Here is a 17,127-nt window from a genome sequence, read left to right as displayed (position 1 = left end):
TGACCCCGCCCGACGCCGTGACCCCCGAGGACCTGACGTGACCGTGTTCGACCCGTCCGCCGAGGCCGCCCGGGCGACCTCCGCCATCCTGGCGGACACCCTGCACGGCACCGCGCGGGGCGTCGTCGTCGACTCCCCGCCGGGCGCCGGCAAGTCGACGCTCGTGGTCAGGGCCGCCCTCGAACTGGCCGCCGCCGGGCGCCCCCTGATGGTGGTCGCCCAGACGAACGCGCAGGTGGACGACCTCGTGCTGCGGCTCGCCGAGAAGGAACCGGACCTGGAGATCGGCCGGCTGCACTCGAACGACTCCGACCCGTACGACAAGGTGCTCGACGACCTGGCGAACGTACGGAAGTCGGCGAAGGCGGGCGAGCTGACCGGGCTGCCGGTCGTGCTGTCCACGGCCGCCAAATGGGGGCACGTGAAGAACGTGGAGCCGTGGGCGCACGCGATCGTCGACGAGGCGTACCAGATGCGCTCGGACGCGCTGCTCGCGGTGGCGGGCCTCTTCGAGCGGGCGCTGTTCGTGGGCGACCCCGGGCAGCTCGACCCGTTCTCGGTGGTGGGCGCGGAGCAGTGGGCGGGGCTCACGTACGACCCGTCGGCGAGCGCCGTCTCCACGCTGCTCGCGCACAACCCGGAGCTGCCGCAGCACCGGCTGCCGGTCTCCTGGCGGCTGCCCGCCTCGGCGGCGCCGCTGGTGTCGGACGCCTTCTACCCGTACACGCCGTTCCGCAGCGGCACCGGGCACGGGGACCGGAGGCTCTCCTTCGGGGTTCCCTCGGACGGCTCGGGTCCCGACCGGGTCCTCGACGAGGCCGCCGAGTCCGGCTGGGGCCTGCTCGAACTCCCGGCCCGGCACACCCCCCGCACCGACCCCGAGGCGGTCGGCGCGATCGCCCTGGTCGTGCGCCGGCTCCTGGACCGGGGCGGCGCGGCGGTCTCGGAGCGCTCGGAGACCCCGGTCCCGCTCACCCCGGACCGGGTCGCCGTCGGCACCGCCCACCGCGACCAGGCGGCGGCGGTCCGGGCGGCGCTCGCGGACCTCGGCGTGACCGGCGTGACGGTGGACACCGCGAACCGGCTCCAGGGGCGCGAGTACGACGTGACGGTCGTCCTGCACCCGCTGTCGGGCCGCCCGGACGCGACCGCCTTCCACCTGGAGACGGGCCGGCTGTGCGTGCTGGCCTCCCGGCACCGGCACGCGTGCATCGTGGTGTGCCGGGCGGGCGTGGCGGAGCTCCTCGACGAGCACCCGTCGACGGATCCGGTGCGGCTGGGGGTCGCGGTCTCGTTCCCCGACGGCTGGGAGGCGAACCATGCGGTCCTCTCCCACCTGGAGGAACACCGGGTGCCCTGGACGCCGTGAGGCGGCCGTCGAGGAAGCTCAGGCACTGCGGGACATCCGCCCCGCGCGGCCTGCCTCCACCACGCGCCGCCGATGCCGGTGCGGCTCCGTCCTCCCGGCGGGTCGTCCGGCCCGATGTCACCGTACGGGAGGGCGTCTCCGCCCGGCGTGACCTGGACCTCCTAGTGCCGCGGCGGCTTCTTCGGCTTCTTCCTCACCGCGTCGACCTGGGTCTGTTGGGTGTCGGTCACCATCGAGACCACATCCATGACCGCCGGTGCGGCGAGGGCACCGCAGAGCGCGAAGCCGGACACGGCCAGGGCGGTGCGTTTGCGAAGGGCGACTTGCATGGTGCATCACCTGGCTTATGACGAATCGCAGGCTGACCTTCCACGATTCTCCTCGCCTCCTCCCGACGTCAAGAGGCCAGGACCACAAAGGAAGTTGAACGCTCCACCACGGCGCGGGCGATGCCCACCGCCCCCCCGGGGGCGGCCCTCGGACGGGCACCCACGCGGTCCTCTCCCACCTGGAGGAACACCGGGTGACCTGGACGCCGCGACCCGGCCCGCGCGGGTCGAAACCGGGGCCCGGCGGACGCCGGGGGCGTACGGGCGGAGGTTCGCGCTCTTGCGTGGCGCGGGACAATGGAAGACGGCCCGGGATTCCGGGCCGTGCCTGTGCGAGGAGGAGAAGGACGATGGCGGAACCCGCGGAGCGGAGCGCACAGCGGCGGCTTCGGCCGGCACCGCTGATCTTCGAGCCTGCCGAGGCGACCGCCGACCCGGAGCACTTCTTCGACCTGGAGTCGATAGAGGACCCCCGCGAGCTGCTGTCCCGGGCGACGGAGCTGACGCTCGCGTTCCGGGCGGCGACGGACCGGGCGACCGAGTACCAGGCGATCGCGGCCGCGCAGCTGGCGGATCCGCGCCGGTTCGACCGGCTGACGGCGGCGGACGTCGCCGAGCGGGCCGCCTGGACCGAGGACTACGCCCGGAAGATGATCGAGTTCGGCCGCGACCTGATCCGGACGAACGGCCGGCCGGCGGAGGACTGAGCCCGGGGACGGGCGCGCGGGGGCGCGCGGGCCTGCCCGGAGGCGCGCCCGTGTGGCTCGGAGGCGTACTTCTGACCGAAAAAGCACCCCTGGCATATGCCGAGGGGGCACGATACTCCTCCCCCACCCCTCCTGTCCGGGATTCCGGGAACCCTCGGCAACCGGAGGATCACGCCCGGTAGACCTGGATCCATGACGACCTGGCTGCGCGACGAGACCCCGCACGACATCTTCCGGTTCCTCCGGCAGGGCGACGAGGGACGGCACCAGACGGCTCGGGTGACCGCCGACGGGGCCGCCTGGCTCGCCTCGGCCGCGGGGGGCCGCGAGGGCGCCGCGCTCACCCGCTGGGAGTCCCGCCCCGCCTCCCCGGCGGCGCTGCCCTGCGGGACCGTCTTCGACGTCGTCAACGTGGACCCGGTCTTCGGCCGCCGGATGCTGGACCGGCTGTGGGAGGAGGGTCCGGGCTCGGGGCCCGTCGCGACGCACCGGGGCCGGATGATGCTGTTCGCCGCGCCGGGGACGGCCCAGCGGCTGCCCGCCCTGCTCGACTGGGAGGAATGGGGCGAGGCGGTCCCCCGGCCGCTCTGCCACGGCCTGGGGGACGCGGTGACCGTGCCGGCGCTCGTGCCCTCCGACTCCGCCGGGCCCCGCTGGCTGGTGGCCCCGGACACCCGGCACCCGTGGCTGCCCGGCCCCGAGGTCGTGCTCTGGGCCTGTGTGCGGGCCGTCCGGGCTGCCTCCGCCGCCGACGTGCGGGTATCGATTTTTCCTCCGGCGGATCCGGGTGCTAATGTCTACGACGTCAGCAGGCGCCGCTAGCTCAGTTGGTTAGAGCAGCTGACTCTTAATCAGCGGGTCCGGGGTTCGAGTCCCTGGCGGCGCACAGACAGGAGGAGCCCCTCGCGGAAGCGAGGGGCTCCTTCGTTTTCCCGGTCACGCTTCTCCGGGGGGTGTGATCTTCACCGTCCAGACGCCCGCCCCGCTGCGGTCGGCGACCTCGACGCGGACCCCGGTGCCGGGCACGGTCAGGGTCTCGCCCTCCTCCAGGGGGGCGTCCGCGAGCGGCGGGTAGACGGAGCGGTCCGAGCACGCCTGGGTGGCCGGGTGCGCGTCCACGACCTCGACCGGGCCGTCGCCGGAGGCCGCGTCGCTGCGGACCCGGTAGACGAGCACGCCCTCGGTGCAGGTCTCGGTGTCGTTCCCGGCGCCGCTGCGGGCCTCGATCGCCAGGACGCTGTCGGGGCCGGTGCGGACGACGGCGAGGCGGGTGCCGAGGCTGCCGCCGGCCGGGGGCGGGGCGTCGACCGGCTCCAGGCTGACCAGCCGGGAGCCGGTGCCCTGGACGCAGGTGATCTGGGTGCGGGAGAGCCAGCCGAGCTTCCACTTGTGCCAGCCGAAGAGGTCGGGGGAGAGCCCGAACTGGCTGCCCATGACGTCCCAGTCACCCACATGGGTGTCCCAGTCGCCCTTGCCGTCCACCGGCCGGTGGTAGAGGTCGGGCAGGTCGAAGACGTGGCCGGTCTCGTGGGCGAGGACGTTGCGGTCGGGCGGGTGCCGCTCGAAGACGGTGACGACGCGCTTGATCTCGGTGCCGTCGACCTCCAGCGGGCGCTCGAGGTTGACGACCTTGGTCGCGTCGGAGTCCACGCCGGGCGCGTCGGGGTCGGCGACCAGGTAGACGATGTCGTACCGGGAGAAGTCGACGTCCTTGTCGGCGGCGGCGATCGCGTCGCGGAGGTAGGCGGCCCGCTTCCCGGCGTCCCAGTCCCGCCGTATGTCGTACTCCTCCGACTCGTGCGGCATCGGGGTCCAGCCGGGCCGGGGGTGCGGGCGCAGGCTGAAGCGGCCGTAGGAGGCGCGGTCGAAGTACTCGCTGGTGGCGGGGAAGTGGTCGGCGGCGAGTTCGGCCGGTTCGATGAGCGGTGCGGAGTCCGGGAAGGACAGGAAGATCATGACCGCGTCGAGGTTCTGGTTCGGCCGGGGATAGGCGCCGTTCCAGGTGTCGAGGCCGAGCGAGTGGTGGGCGGCGGTGCGGGGCAGGGCGCAGGGGCTCGCCGAGGGGGCGCCGACGGCGGGACCCGCGACGAGGCCCGTGGCGGCCAGTGCGGCGAGCGAGGTGAAGGCCGCCGCACCGGCACGCAGCCGTGAGCGTTCCACTCCCCCGGGTGGCTGCTGAGCCCTCACGTGGACCTCCGGATCAGGAATGCGGGACACCCCACCCACCTTGTGACGGTTTGCGACGTTTCGCATGTTTCCGCTGCCCCGGGCGGGTGAGGGCGCGCCATGAGGTCGACGCGACACGAGCGCGCTTCAGCTCACGGAAAGTCACATTCGGTCATGCCCTCTACGACCCGTGTCAGAGCCGCGCAGAAACGATCGGGCGGGGCGGTCCGGTGGGCAGCCTCACAGTGCCGGAGACCCCTCGGAGGCGCCTCGGAGCTGGAACGCTCCCCCGGCTGGCTCTATGATCGGCTCACTCTTCCTTGGCCGACCATCCCGACCACATGTGACCGGCCCGACTGCACACGGGAGCGAGCGGTGAGCGGAACCCCCGAAGGACCGGTGCACCCAGAGCCGGCGGAGACACAAGCGGCCGAGCCCGCACTCACGGAGCGTCACCTCGCGCGCCGGACGGCCGAACTCCGCGACTACCGCGCCGCCTTCCGGGTCTCCCAGCTCGCCATGGCCGTGGTCGACGAGGACGGCGTCGTCATCGCCGCCAACGACTCCTTCGGCACCCTCCTCGGCACCGAGCCCGCGGCGCTCCGGGAGCAGGCCGCGGCCGACCTCGTCGACCTCGCCTCCGACGGCCGCACCTGGCACGCCTACCGCGAGGTGCTCGGCGGCCGCCGTTCCCGCTTCCGCTGCACCCGGCGCCTCAAACACGCCGACGGGCGCTCGCTGTGGGCCGAGGTCACCGTCGCTCCCGTGCCCGACAGCCGGCGCGTCCTGCTGTCGATCGCGGACATCAGCGAGCGGCGCGAGCTCCACGCCCGGCTGCGCCACCTCCAGATGCACGACCCGGTGACCCGGCTGCCCAACCGCGCGCTGTTCTTCGAGCGCCTCTCGGCGGCCCTGGAGACCGCGGCCCAGGACGCCGCGGCCGCCGCGGCCTGTGCCCGGTACGACTCCCAGGACTCCCCCCGGTCGCACGAGTCATATGAGTCATACGAGTCGTACGGCTATGGCAGAACAGGGCGGATCGGTCTCTGCTACCTGGACCTCGACGGCTTCAAGGCGGTCAACGACACCCTGGGCCACCGGGTCGGCGACCGGCTCCTGGCCGCCGTCGCCACCCGGCTGACGGAGTGCGCGGACAGCGACGGTTACACCCGCAACGGCGGCCACCTCGTGGCCCGGCTCGGCGGCGACGAGTTCGCGATCCTGGTCGAGGACTCCACCGGCACGGAACAATTGGCGGACCTGGCGCGCTCGGTGCTCGACGCGCTGCAGCGCCCCTTCGACCTGGGCGGCCAGCGGCTCTCGGTCTCCGCCTCGATCGGCGTGGTCGAGCGCGCGGCGCCCGGGACGACGGCGACCGCCCTGATGCAGGCCGCGGACACCACGCTGTACTGGGCGAAGGCGGACGGCAAGGCCCGCTGGACGCTCTTCGACCCCGAGCGAAACGCCCACCGCATGACCCGGCAGTCGCTCTCCTCCACCCTGCGGCCGGCCGTGGAGCGCGGGGAGTTCACCCTGGAGTACCAGCCGCTGGTGGATCTGGCCGACGGGGCGGTGCGCGGAGTGGAGGCGCTGGTGCGCTGGAACCACCCGCAGTTCGGCTCGCTCGCGCCGAATCGGTTCATCGGGATCGCCGAGGAGGACGGCTCCATCGTGGAGCTGGGGCGGTGGGTCCTCGCCACCGCCTGCCGCCAGGCCCGGCAGTGGCAGAAGGACCATCCGCGCGAACGCCCGATCTTCGTCAGCGTCAACGTGGCGGTCCGCCAGGTCTGGGACTCCGACCTGGTCGCGGACGTGGCCGGCATCCTCGCGGAGACCGGTCTCGCGCCGCACCTGCTCCAGCTGGAACTGACCGAGTCCGCGGTGATGGGCTCGAACGGCCGGCCGCTCCAGGCGCTCCAGGCGCTGAGCGACATGGGGGTGCGGATCGCGATCGACGACTTCGGCACCGGCTACTCGAACCTCGCCTATCTGAGCCGGCTGCCGGTCTCCGTGCTCAAGCTGGACGGCTCCTTCGTCCGCGGCTTCCAGGACGAGGAGCACGCCAACCCGGCGGACGAGCTGATCGTCGAGGCGCTCGTGCACCTGGCGCACCGGCTCGGCCTCACCGTGACCGCTGAGTGCGTCGAGACCGCCGGGCAGGCCAGCCGGCTGCGCCGGATCGGCTGCGACACCGGGCAGGGCTGGCTGTACTCGCGGGCGGTGACCCCGGACCGCATCGCCGAACTGATCGGCGCGGAGCCGCTGCCGGTGTAGTCCTGACCCGTGCGGCGTGGAACTGCCCCCGGCCGGAGGGACATTCCGGGCGGGGGCAGTGGTCATGCGGAGTTCAGCGGGGGGTCAGCAGGCGCCCTGGTCCTTCCAGACGCCCCACTCGCCGGTCGTGCCCGGCTCCTCGTTCTGGGTCCACCACTGGGCCTTCCACGTGTGGCCCTTGTGGGAGACGAGCGAGCCGCCGGTGTAGACCTGGCCGGCCACGTACGCCGGGGCGGTGCAGCCCGCGGGCGGGGTCGTCGGCGGGGTGGTGGGAGGCGTGGTGGTCGGCGGGGTCGTGGGCTCCGTCGTCGGCGGGGTCGTGGGCGGGGTGGTCGGGGACGAGCCGACCGCCGTCACGATGTCCTTGAAGAGGGTCGCGTTGGCGTCGAGGCCGAGGAGCGAGTACATCATCGCGCCGGCCAGACCGCGGCTGTGGGCGTAGTCGGCGCGCGCCTGGATGGTGCGCCTGTCCAGACCGGTGAAGAACTCGCCGTCCTTGTAGAAGTACGCGGACTTGGCCTGGTCGTCCCAGAAGGTGGCCGACGGGTTGTCGACGATGCCGCCGAGCTCCTTGTAGTACGCGATGCCGGCCGCCTGGCTCAGCGGACGGGCGTTGGAGCCGCCGGTCGCGGGCTGGGCGAGGCCGTTGGCGGTCCCGGCCGGGACGCCCTTCCAGCCGCGGTAGTAGAACTCGTAGCCCAGGGTCAGCTTGTTCGCGGGGAAGCCGCCGGTGATGCCGTAGGCGGGCTTGCCGTCGATCCAGGAGTCGATGGCGTTGTCGATCGAGTACTTCTCGGTGCCCGGCTTGATGACGTCGGTCGGGTCGTTCGCACCGGAGTACAGCGGGGACTGGTGGTACGTGGGCCCGTCGCCGTCCCAGGCTCCGTGCATGTCGTACGTCATGATGTTCGCGTAGTCGAGGTACGCGCCGATCTTGTCCGTCTCGATGTTCTTGATCTTGTCCTGGCCGGCCGGGAGCGCGGCGGTCAGGAGGTACTTCTTGCCGCCGTGGGCCGCGCCGTACTCGTCGAGCTGCTTGCGGAACTCGGCGAGGAGGAGCGTGAAGTTCTGCTTGTCCTCGGGGGCGTAGTGGTTGCCGAGGTGGCCGTCGGGCGAGCCGGGGTACTCCCAGTCGATGTCGATGCCGTCGAAGACGCCGGCGGCGGTGCCGGGGCCGCCGTAGCCGCCCTCGACGGGCAGGTCGCCCTGGATGTACTGCTTGATGCAGGAGGCGACGAGCTTCTTGCGACTCGCGTCGGTCCTGGCCGCGTCCGAGAAGTACTTGGAGTAGGTCCAGCCGCCGAGCGAGATGTTGATCTTCAGGTGGGGGTGCTTCGCCTTCAGCTCCTTGAACTGGTTGAAGACGCCCACGATCGGCTGGTCCCACTTGTCGGCGACGCCGTCGACGCTGTCCGCCGCCGAGAAGGACTTCTGGTAGTCGGCGTACGAGTCGCCGGCGCCGTCGCCCGCGTTGGGGTTGTTGTCGTCGCCCGCGGCCTTGTTGGCCTCGAAACAGGTGAGGTCGGTCGGGTGGATGTTCCCGAACGAGTAGTTGATGACGTCCAGGCCCGCCGCGATGCCCCGCTCGTCGAGGTGCTTCGGGTAGAAGGCGTTCCCGTAGACGCTCCACTGGTCGTAGTACGCGATTTTCACGCCGCCCGTGGAGGCGGTGGTGCCGGTCTCGGCGGCCTGGGCGGAGCCGAGTCCGGCCGTGGCGGCGAGGGCGCCGGCGGCGAGGGCCGAGCTGAGGAGCGTGGCGATCAAGGGCTTGCGGGGGTGCACGTGCTGCCTCCGGGAGGGGGTGGCGGTACGGAAGTTGGAGCAGTGATATCCGCCGCACAAACAGCTCGTCAATGGTCTGAACCAGATTGAGGACTAGACCAATTTCCCGGAGAAAGCCCTTGTCAGAGGGGTGCAGCACAAAAGGAAACCGCCCGCCACCATCGGTGACGAGCGGTTTAAGGTTCGCTTAGGGTGCCGGCGCGGTTCGTTCGACGATGAACCAGCGGCCCGCGAATTCCGGCCCCTAGGGGGTGCCCGGCAGCTCCGGCAGCTCGTACGCGTCGGCGATCAGCTCGTAGCTCCGCACCCGCTCCGGTCCCCCGTGCCCGTTGGCCGTGATCATCAACTCGTCCGCGCCCGTCCGCTTCCGGAGGTCGTCCAGGCCGGTGCGCACCTCGTCCGGCGTGCCGTACACGACGTTCGCGAGCCAGCCGTCGACGAACTCCCGCTCGGCGGGGCCGAATCCGTACGCCTCCGCCTCCTCCGGCGTGGGCACCAGGCCCGGTCGGCCGGTGCGCAGCCGCAGCATCGCGAGCGCGCCGGCGAGGACCTGGCGGTGGGCCTGCGCCGCCTCCTCGGCGGCGAACGCCGAGACGCCGATCATCGCGTACGGGGCGTCGAGGACCTCCGAGGGCCGGAAGGAGTCCCGGTAGAGGTCCAGCGCCGGGATCGTGTTCCTGGCCGAGAAGTGATGGGCGAAGGCGAAGGGCAGTCCGAGCAGTCCCGCGAGGCGGGCGCTGAAGCCCGAGGAGCCGAGCAGCCAGATCGGCGGGCGCCCCTTCGGGCCCTGGACCGGCCCCGGCACGGCGTGGATCCGGGCGTACGGGTGGCCGTCCGGGAAGTCGTCGTCCAGGAAGCGGGTCAGCTCGGCCAGCTGCTCCGGAAAGTCGTCCGCGCCCTCGTGGAGGGTCTCGCTGCGGCGCAGGGCGGCGGCCGTGGCCCCGTCCGTGCCGGGCGCGCGGCCGAGGCCGAGGTCGATCCGGCCGGGGGCGAGCGCCTCCAGGGTGCCGAACTGCTCGGCGACGACGAGCGGGGCGTGGTTGGGCAGCATGACGCCGCCCGAGCCGAGCCGGATGCGCCGGGTGTGGGCGGCGAGGTGGGCGAGGATCACGGCCGGGGAGGAGGAGGCGACCCCGGGCATGGAGTGGTGCTCGGCCACCCAGTGCCGGTGGAAGCCGCGCCGCTCGGCGAGCCGGCTCAGCTCGACGCTCGTGGCGAGCGCCTGGGTCGCGGTCCGCCCGCTGCCGACGGTCACCAGGTCCAGCACGGACAGCGGCACGGGCGCGCTGCCCCGCGCCTCTCCTCGAATGGCGTCGATCACCGTGGGAACCCTCCTCGGCATGCGTGCGGATACGTCAGAACGACAACAGGAGGGTGTCTCCGCTTATTCCGCCCCCCGCGCGGCAGAAATTTTCTGCCGCGCCCCGATGGCCGAACACCGACGTCGGCACCGCCGCACACGGCCCTGACCTGAGGCTCTGCGCACCACTCATGACGTGGGCATATGCCAGGGTGTCGCGTCGCAGCCCAGGGGCCAGGTCCGCCGCATCATTCTCGCCAACAGCCGCCCCGTAAAGGGCCCTTGGCGGTTATCGTGGTACGAAAGCTTGCGGTCACAACCTGGTAGGGGGAAACCGTGGCGCTGAAGCCCGAGCCCACCGCGCCGTTCCACTCGGTGCAATACGCCCTGCGCGTCCTCGAGACGGTCTCACGGCACGGTGGCGGAGTGACAGACGTCCAGATCGCGCGCGAGACCGGCCTGCCCGTCGCCCACCTGTCCTCACTGCTCCTCATGCTCCGGCGCGGCGGTATACATCAGCCGGTACATCGACGGCGAGGTGAAGATCACCCAGTTCGCCGACGGCCCGCGCACGCCCAAGGTCAACGAGTGGGTGGACTTCCGCTCGGCCGCGCACGCCAGCGCGGTCGGCAAGTGCCTGCTCACCCAGCTCGACCAGAACGGCCGCCGGGACCACCTCTCCCGGCACAAGATCGCCCGGCTGACCTCCCGGACGATCACCAACGAGCGGATCCTCTTCTCGAAGCTCGACAGCCAGCCGGCGACCGTCCCCGTGCTCGACCTCCAGGAGTACGCGGTGGGCACGGTCTGCGCGGCCGTCCCGCTGACGGCGGGCTCGGCCGTGGGCTGCCTGGCGCTCTCCCTGCCGATCGAGCACGCCCACCGGCTGCGCGCGGCGGCGGACACGCTCAACCGCAGGGCCGCCCCGGTGGTCCTCTCGCTGGCGATCTGAGGCCGCGGCCCGGCCTGCTCGGAGCCGGTCCCGAAGGGTGGTCGGAAGCACCCCTCGGGACCAGGTAGTATTTTCTCTGTCAGCAGGCGCCGCTAGCTCAGTTGGTTAGAGCAGCTGACTCTTAATCAGCGGGTCCGGGGTTCGAGTCCCTGGCGGCGCACAGACAGGGAAGGCCCTCTCACCTCGGTGAGGGGGCCTTCTTGTCGCGTCCGGAGGCCACGGCCCCGGCGGTCAGGCCCGGAGGTACGTGAGGACGGCGAGGACCCGGCGGTGGGTGTCCTCGGCCGGCGGCAGGTCCAGTTTCGCCAGGATGTTGCCGATGTGCTTGCCGACGGCGGCCTCGGTCACGACCAGACGGCGGGCGATCGCCCCGTTGGAGCGGCCCTCCGCGACCAGGCCCAGGACCTCGCGCTCGCGCGGGGTCAGCGCCTCCAGCGGATCCCGGTGCCGGCGCAGCAGCTGCCGTACGACCTCCGGGTCGACGACCGTGCCGCCGGCCGCGACCCGGGCCAGGGCGTCCGCGAACTCCTCCACCTGCCCGACCCGGTCCTTCAGGAGATAGCCGACGCCGGTGCCGTCGCCCGCGTCGAGGAGGTCGGCGGCGTAGCTGCGCTGCACGTACTGGCTGAGGACCAGGACCGGCAGGGCCGGCCGCTCGGCGCGGAGCGCGACCGCCGCGCGCAGGCCCTCGTCCTGGAAGCCGGGCGGCATCCGGACGTCGGTCACGACGATGTCGGGCTCGTGGGCGGCGACCGCCTCGCGGAGCGCGTCGGCGTCACCGACGGCGGCGACCACCTCGTGCCCGAAACGGGCCAGGAGTCCGATCAGTCCCTCCCGGAGGAGGACGCTGTCCTCGGCGAGGACGACGCGGAGCTTGTCGGCAGTGCGGGACACGGGATCTCCACTCGCAGGAGGGTCGGCCCGCCCGGCGGGCTCATGATCGCCAGTGTGCCATCGAGGACGGCGATCCGGTCGGCGAGTCCGGTGAGACCGGAGCCCCCGGCCGGGTCGGCGCCGCCGCGCCCGTCGTCCTCGACGTCGAGCCGCAGGACGCCGCCGGCGTGCCGGGCGGTGATCCGCGCCCGGCGGGCACCGCTGTGCTTGCCGACGTTGGCGAGGGCCTCGCAGCCGGCGAAGTACGCGGCGCTCTCGACGGCGACGGGCAGCCGGGGCAGCGCGGAGACGTCGGCGCCGATGTCGACGGGGACGGCGGAGCGGTCGGCGGCGTCGGCGAGCGCCGGGCCGAGTCCGTAGTCGGCGAGGACCTGCGGATGGATGCCGTGGATCAGCTCGCGGAGCTCCGTCAGGACCTGCCCGGCCTCCGCGTGGGCCTTCGCCAGCTGCTCGGCGAGCGGGCCGCCGGGCGGGGCGTCGAGCCGGGCCAGACCGAGGGTCATGGTGAGGGCGACCAGACGCTGCTGGGCCCCGTCGTGGAGATCGCGCTCGATGCGCCGCCGCTCGGCCTCGAAGGCGTCGACGAGCCGGGCGCGGGAGGCGATGACCTCGCCGATCGCACCCGGCCGCCCGGTCTCGCGCGGGGCGAGCAGGGCTCGGGCGAGGGCGGCACGGGCCCCGGCGACGGCGGCGAGGGGGTAGGCGAGGGCGACGAGGAGGACGGCGCCGATGAGGGCCGCGGCGAGGGCCTCGGGCCAGGAGGTGACCAGATACGCCTTGACGACCTTGGTCTCGTGACCGTCCGCGGCGAGACGGAAGGGCGCGCTGAGGAGGGCGAGGGGCAGGCCGGCGCCCACGGCGAGGACGAGGAGGTCGAGCGGCCACAGGACGGTGGCGAGCAGCAGGGCGTACGCGAGCTCCCGCCAGGTGGCCTGCTCCGTCGCCCGGGTCCGGAACCAGACCGCCAGGCCGGGCGCGGCGGGGACGCGGTGCGGGTCGGGGACGGGGTCCAGGTCGACGAGGCGGAGCCGCAGACGCTCGGCCCGGCCGAGGGCGAGCCCGAAGAGGAGGAGCAGCGGCAGCCCGACGAGGACCAGCGAGAACACCCCGAGCACCAGGAGCCCGGCCCCGGCCACGGCCCCGACGAGCCCCCCGGACGCGAGGTATCCCCCGGCCCGCCAAGGCCAGGGCCCGAACGGGAAACGGGGGCGGGTGAGTGCCTGCCAGGGGGTACGGGGGTCCATGAACGGCCACGGTAGGCGTCGGCGAGGGGCGGAGCCAGGGGTCTGGCGGGCGTCACGGGGGTGGGGCTGGGCCTACCCCCGACGGGGCGGCGCCCCCTGCTACCTCCGTGTGGGCAGTCGTCCCGCAGGGGCGAGGGGGTCCCCCCTGCTCGAGCGGAGCCGAGAGCTTGGGGGAGGGTGGGCACACGGGACGGCGCCCTTCGGCGGCGCCTCCGCGTTCCGCGCCTGGACCCGCACCACAAGGGGCGGCGCACGTCCGGTGCCGGTCCAGGCCCAGGAGCCTCGGGCGCCGGCAGGGCGCCGTTCCGTTGTGCCCACCCGTTCCGCCCCTTGCGGAACGCCTGCCCACAACGGGCGGGGGCACGGGTCGGCCGGAGGGGGCGGTCAGGACGGGGGCCGTCCGAGGGGGGCGGGGTCCAGGAGCATCGCCCTCGTCCCCGGTGTCAGGGGCTCGTAGGCGCACCCCGGCACCGGCCGCCACCACACCGGGTCCTCGCACCGGAGGCCGGCCCGGCGGAGGGCCACCCGGTGGATCTTGTTCGTGGCCGTGAGCGGCAGCTCCCGCATCACGCGGACGAAGCGCGGCGGCATCTTCGTGCCCAGGTCCGGCTGGGCGGCCAGGAAGTCGGCGAAGGCCTCCGGGTCGAAGACCGCGCCTTCCCGCAGGGCCAGCGCCGCCATGACCTGGTCGCCCGTCACCGGGTCCGGTACCGCGTAGACCGCGACCCCCGCCGCCCGGTCCCAGCGGGCGAGGATGTGCTCGATCATCGCCGCGGCCAGGTTCTCGCTGTCGACCCGCAGGCGGTCGTCCGTACGGCCCGCGAAGTAGAGGAAGCCGTCCGCGTCCCGGTAGAAGAGGTCGCCGGTCCAGTACCAGCCGCCGCGCAGCCGGGCCGCCTCCGCCTCCGGGTTGCGCCAGTAGCCCTCGAAGGGCGAGCGGCCCCGGTTGACGAGCTCGCCGACCGCCTCGGCGGCGTTGAGGAGCCGGCCCGTGGGCGAGAAGCGGGCGGGGGCGCACTCCTCGCCGGTGTCGGCGGCGATGACCGCCAGGTCGTCGCCCGGTGCCGCCCGGCCGATCGCGCCCGTCGGAGTGTCGGGGGTCCGCTGGATCGCCGCGCCGCCCTCGGAGGAGCCGTACCCCTCCACGAGCGGGACCCCGAAGCGCTCCCGGAAGCGGGCCGCGTCCGCCGCCCCCGCCTCCGTGCCGAAGCCGAGCCGCAGCGGGTGCGCGCGGTCGTCGGGGCCGGGCGGGGTGGCGAGGAGGTACTGGACGGCTCGGCCCACGTACGTGAAGTACGTGGCTCCGAAGCGGCGGACGTCCGGCAGGAAGCGGGAGGCCGAGAAGCGGGCCCGCAGCGCCACTCCGGCCCCGGCGGCGAGCGCGGGCGCCCAGTCGGCGATGACGGCGTTGCCGTGGAACATCGGCATGCAGACGTAGTGGACGTCGTCCCGGCCCACGGAGAAGCGGGCGACGAGCGAGGCGCCCGCGGCCGCCAGGCGCCCCTGGCTGCAGAGGGCGGCCTTCGGCGCGCCCGTCGAACCGGAGGTGAAGGAGAGCAGGAAGCGGCTGTCGGGGCGCACGGGACCGAGCCGTGCGTCGCCGGGGCGGGCGTCCCCGTACGGCGCGAGGAGTTCCCGGTAGGCCTCGGTGTCCGTGACCAGGATCCGCAGGCCCGGCAGGGCGAGCCCGTCGAGGAGCGGCAGGTGGGCGCGCTGGGTGACGAGGACCCGGCACTCGGTGTGGAGGATGTCCCGGGCGAGTTCGGCGCCGCGCCGGGTGGGGTTGATCCCGGCGACGGCGGCCCCCGCGAGGGCCGCCGCGCTGAGCCAGAGCGGGTACTCCGGCGTGTTGTCGAGCAGGATGCCGAGGTGTGGCTCGCCCCCCGGCACGGGTGGCATCAGGTCCACGAGCAGTGCGGCCCGCGCGGCGGCGCCGGAGGCGACCTGGTGGTGGGTGAGGGTGTGGTGCTCGTCCCTCAGGCCGGTCCGGTGGTCGCCCCACTGGCGCCGTACGAGCTCCGCGACGGTGTCCGCGCTCCTCATGGGCCGGACCATAACTGACGACTCATCAGAACTGAACCGTCAGGGACGGACCGTCAGGGACGGACCGTCAGAACGTGACGTCCGAGCAGGCGTAGAAGGCGTTCGCGGTGTCCGCGATCGTCCACACCGCCAGGATCAGGTGCCGGCCCGTCTTGCCCGCCGGGATCGTCCCGGAGTGCGAGAGCGTCGCCGGCGGCTGCTGGTTGTTGTAGGGGACGGTCAGGAACGGCTGGGGGTCGAGCGCGGCCCGCGTCAGCTTCTGCGTCGGGTCCCAGCCGTTCCTGGTGATGTAGTACTTGAAGTCGGTGGTGCGGTGGCGGGCCGTGAACTGCCAGCGGAAGCTGTAGCTCTGCCCCGCCGTGAGCCGGGTGGCGGGCCAGGTGCCGCCGCGCGGGTCGTCGAGCTGCGCGAACTGCGACAGCCCGGCGGAGCAGATCCTCCCGTCGGCGGGTCCGGCGGCGGGGAAGCCCTTCGGGCCCTCGACCGACTGCGGCTCCCACTGTATGGGGCCGCAGTTCGTCACGGTGCCGTTGGCGCAGAGCTTCTGTCGGCTGATCGGCGAGTCGGTGTAGCCGTGGCTTCCGGCGGTGCCGGCGCCCAGGAGGGTGACGCCGGCGACGCCGAGCGCCACCACCGCCGCCCCGACTGACTTTTTGCGCATGCTGTCGCTCCAGGAGAACGTGGGGGAGTTCCGTTGGGCCGTGCGCGCGCGTACGGTACTGCTTCACTCGTGCTTTGGTCTGGACCAAGTACCAAGGTATGGACGGACGTTGGACATGTCCATCCCCCTCACGCCCCCTCGACCGGCCCCGTCCTGCCCGTGTAGAACGCCACCGTCAGGTCCTTGACCAGCGCCTTGCGCTCGTAGTCGTCCAGCTCCACCAGACCACGACTGGTCAGCCGGTGAACCACGTCGTCCACCGCGTCCACCACCGAGGTCAGGACGCTGTCCCGGTGCTTCGCGTCGATCGCCGCGATCCGGCGCCGGCGCATCGCCGCCGCCACCTCCGGCGCGTACTCGATGCGCGTCGGCTGCGCCGAGAACACGTCCACGCCGACCGGCGCGCACTCCGCCGACAGCATCCGCGTCAGCGCCTCGCCCACCGCCTCGGCGTCCCGCAGCGTCGGCGCGTCCTCGTGGAACGCGTCCGCCGGAAGCTGCGACAGCACCCTGGCCATCGCCGCCTCCACCTGCTCCCGCAGGTAGTCCTCGTGCCCGTCGACCCCGAGCACCGCCCGGACCGTGTCCCGCACCCGCCACACCACCAGGACGGTCACGTCGAGCGCGGTGCCCTTCGCGTCCACCGCCGACAGCGGCTCACTGCGCCAGTGCCGCAGCCGGACGTCCACTCGGCGGCGGATCAGCAGCGGGCTGATCCACACCAGGCCCGTACGGCGGACCGTGCCCCGGTAGTCGCCGAACAGCGACAGCACCCAGGCGTAACCGACCCGGCCCCGACTGAGACCGCCCAGCGAGAACAGGGCGAGCACCACGCCCAGCGCCAGGAGAGCCCACTGCCCAAGGGGGATGCCGTTGTACGGGCGCGCCGGCAGCCGCAGCATCCGCGCCGCCTCGTCGGGCACCGCCCCGGTCCACCACACGAGCCCCGCGCACCAAGCGATCGCCAGCGCCCCGGCGACCACCCCGACCCATCCGGGCAGCACCGGACCGGGCCGCTCCACGAGCGCGGGATCGGCCGTGGGGGCGGGGCGCGAGGCGGCCTTCGGCTTCGGCCGGGACTCCGGTTCGTTCTTGGGGTGCGGCTTGGGAGGAGACGCGGCCCCGGCCTGCCGGGACGGCGTCTCGGACGGTGACGCGGCGTGCGGCTGCGGCAGCGGTCGCGCCTTGGGGCCCGGCTCGGTCCCGGTCTCGGGATCCGGCTTGGCCGGGGCGGCCTGGACCTTCGACGGGGCCGGGATGGCGGGCTTGCGGCCCACCGTCGGCGGGGTCGGCGCGGCCATGGAGATCGTGGCGGGCCCCTCTTCGCCGTCCGCCGTGACGGGGACGGCGGTCCCCGGCTCGTCCCGGAAGAGCAGGTGCACCGGGATGGAGCCGGTGGTCTCGGC

13 protein-coding genes, 2 tRNA genes and 1 pseudogene are annotated in these 17,127 nt (G+C 73.3%); 7 read left to right on the top strand and 9 right to left on the bottom strand.

The window, feature by feature from the left end; translation table 11 throughout:
* Positions 1-37: 37 nt before the first annotated feature.
* A complete protein-coding gene (locus K7G60_RS17925; RefSeq protein ID WP_225801927.1) occupies positions 38-1,369 on the top strand; it encodes an AAA family ATPase in 1,332 nt (443 codons plus the stop codon).
* 161 nt (positions 1,370-1,530) lie between these two features.
* Here K7G60_RS17925 and K7G60_RS17920 read toward each other — a convergent pair whose 3' ends face one another.
* Positions 1,531-1,698 carry a hypothetical protein gene (locus K7G60_RS17920; protein WP_225801926.1) on the bottom strand — a complete coding sequence of 56 codons (168 nt, stop codon included), beginning with the start codon at positions 1,696-1,698 and terminating at the stop codon, positions 1,531-1,533.
* Between the two features lie 350 nt (positions 1,699-2,048).
* Here K7G60_RS17920 and K7G60_RS17915 point away from each other — a divergent pair, with 350 nt between their 5' ends.
* From K7G60_RS17915 to K7G60_RS17905, 3 genes are all read left to right on the top strand, one after another.
* Positions 2,049-2,405, top strand: coding sequence for a hypothetical protein (locus K7G60_RS17915; protein WP_225801925.1), 357 nt, complete (start codon positions 2,049-2,051; stop codon positions 2,403-2,405).
* Between the two features lie 192 nt (positions 2,406-2,597).
* Positions 2,598-3,227: a hypothetical protein gene (locus K7G60_RS17910; protein ID WP_225801924.1), complete on the top strand. Its 630-nt coding sequence runs from the start codon at positions 2,598-2,600 to the stop codon at positions 3,225-3,227.
* A tRNA-Lys gene (locus tag K7G60_RS17905) sits at positions 3,218-3,291 on the top strand. Before K7G60_RS17910 ends, K7G60_RS17905 begins: the two co-directional genes overlap by 10 nt.
* A 50-nt stretch (positions 3,292-3,341) precedes the next feature.
* On the opposite strand, the gene K7G60_RS17900 is transcribed toward K7G60_RS17905, so the two are convergent.
* The gene (locus K7G60_RS17900) at positions 3,342-4,592 is read right to left on the bottom strand and encodes a M6 family metalloprotease domain-containing protein (RefSeq protein ID WP_225801983.1); all 1,251 of its coding nucleotides are present in this window, start codon (positions 4,590-4,592) and stop codon (positions 3,342-3,344) included.
* 354 nt (positions 4,593-4,946) lie between these two features.
* Between K7G60_RS17900 and K7G60_RS17895 the strand changes: the two genes are divergently transcribed.
* Positions 4,947-6,845, top strand: a complete 1,899-nt coding sequence (locus tag K7G60_RS17895; RefSeq protein ID WP_225801923.1) for an EAL domain-containing protein — start codon at positions 4,947-4,949, stop codon at positions 6,843-6,845.
* Between the two features lie 84 nt (positions 6,846-6,929).
* Here K7G60_RS17895 and K7G60_RS17890 read toward each other — a convergent pair whose 3' ends face one another.
* Together K7G60_RS17890 and K7G60_RS17885 are read right to left on the bottom strand one after the other, a co-directional pair.
* A complete protein-coding gene (locus K7G60_RS17890) occupies positions 6,930-8,627 on the bottom strand; it encodes a glycosyl hydrolase family 18 protein (protein WP_225801922.1) in 1,698 nt (565 codons plus the stop codon).
* A gap of 244 nt (positions 8,628-8,871) precedes the next feature.
* Positions 8,872-9,969, bottom strand: coding sequence for an LLM class flavin-dependent oxidoreductase (locus tag K7G60_RS17885; RefSeq protein WP_374115642.1), 1,098 nt, complete (start codon positions 9,967-9,969; stop codon positions 8,872-8,874).
* 294 nt (positions 9,970-10,263) lie between these two features.
* Between K7G60_RS17885 and K7G60_RS17880 the strand changes: the two are divergent.
* Both K7G60_RS17880 and K7G60_RS17875 read left to right on the top strand, forming a co-directional pair.
* Positions 10,264-10,879, top strand: a pseudogene (locus K7G60_RS17880) (IclR family transcriptional regulator C-terminal domain-containing protein).
* Positions 10,880-10,965: 86 nt separating this feature from the next.
* A tRNA-Lys gene (locus K7G60_RS17875) sits at positions 10,966-11,039 on the top strand.
* A 71-nt stretch (positions 11,040-11,110) separates the two neighbouring features.
* Here K7G60_RS17875 and K7G60_RS17870 read toward each other — a convergent pair.
* The 5 genes from K7G60_RS17870 to K7G60_RS17850 all read right to left on the bottom strand — a co-directional run.
* Complete coding sequence (locus tag K7G60_RS17870) at positions 11,111-11,773, bottom strand: response regulator transcription factor (protein WP_225801920.1); 663 nt, start codon at positions 11,771-11,773, stop codon at positions 11,111-11,113.
* A complete protein-coding gene (locus K7G60_RS17865) occupies positions 11,704-13,017 on the bottom strand; it encodes a sensor histidine kinase (protein ID WP_225801919.1) in 1,314 nt (437 codons plus the stop codon). The genes K7G60_RS17870 and K7G60_RS17865 overlap by 70 nt, the downstream gene beginning before the upstream one ends.
* 384 nt (positions 13,018-13,401) lie before the next feature.
* On the bottom strand, positions 13,402-15,060 hold the full coding sequence (locus K7G60_RS17860) for an AMP-binding protein (RefSeq protein WP_225801918.1): 1,659 nt from the start codon (positions 15,058-15,060) through the stop codon (positions 13,402-13,404).
* A gap of 67 nt (positions 15,061-15,127) precedes the next feature.
* A complete protein-coding gene (locus tag K7G60_RS17855; RefSeq protein ID WP_225801917.1) occupies positions 15,128-15,721 on the bottom strand; it encodes a lytic polysaccharide monooxygenase in 594 nt (197 codons plus the stop codon).
* Positions 15,722-15,849: 128 nt separating this feature from the next.
* Positions 15,850-17,127, bottom strand: a 1,278-nt coding sequence (locus K7G60_RS17850) for an SPFH domain-containing protein (RefSeq protein WP_225801916.1), incomplete at its 5' end; no start/stop codon positions are given.

Origin of the sequence: Streptomyces sp. NK15101 (assembly GCF_020400725.1) — a bacterium.
In the GTDB taxonomy this organism is placed as follows: Bacteria; Actinomycetota; Actinomycetes; order Streptomycetales; family Streptomycetaceae; genus Streptomyces.
The sequence above is the reverse complement of the archived record's forward strand: the minus strand, read 5'-3'. Positions and strand labels throughout refer to the sequence as shown.

Excerpts from the sequence above, each read along its gene's own strand:
- K7G60_RS17920 (WP_225801926.1), bottom strand. The coding sequence starts at position 1,698 with ATGCAAGTCGCCCTTCGCAAACGCACCGCCCTGGCCGTGTCCGGCTTC.
- K7G60_RS17915 (WP_225801925.1), top strand. The coding sequence starts at position 2,049 with ATGGCGGAACCCGCGGAGCGGAGCGCACAGCGGCGGCTTCGGCCGGCA.
- K7G60_RS17910 (WP_225801924.1), top strand. The coding sequence starts at position 2,598 with ATGACGACCTGGCTGCGCGACGAGACCCCGCACGACATCTTCCGGTTC.
- K7G60_RS17885 (WP_374115642.1), bottom strand. The coding sequence starts at position 9,969 with ATGCCGAGGAGGGTTCCCACGGTGATCGACGCCATTCGAGGAGAGGCG.
- K7G60_RS17865 (WP_225801919.1), bottom strand. The coding sequence starts at position 13,017 with ATGGACCCCCGTACCCCCTGGCAGGCACTCACCCGCCCCCGTTTCCCG.
- K7G60_RS17860 (WP_225801918.1), bottom strand. The coding sequence starts at position 15,060 with ATGAGGAGCGCGGACACCGTCGCGGAGCTCGTACGGCGCCAGTGGGGC.
- K7G60_RS17855 (WP_225801917.1), bottom strand. The coding sequence starts at position 15,721 with ATGCGCAAAAAGTCAGTCGGGGCGGCGGTGGTGGCGCTCGGCGTCGCC.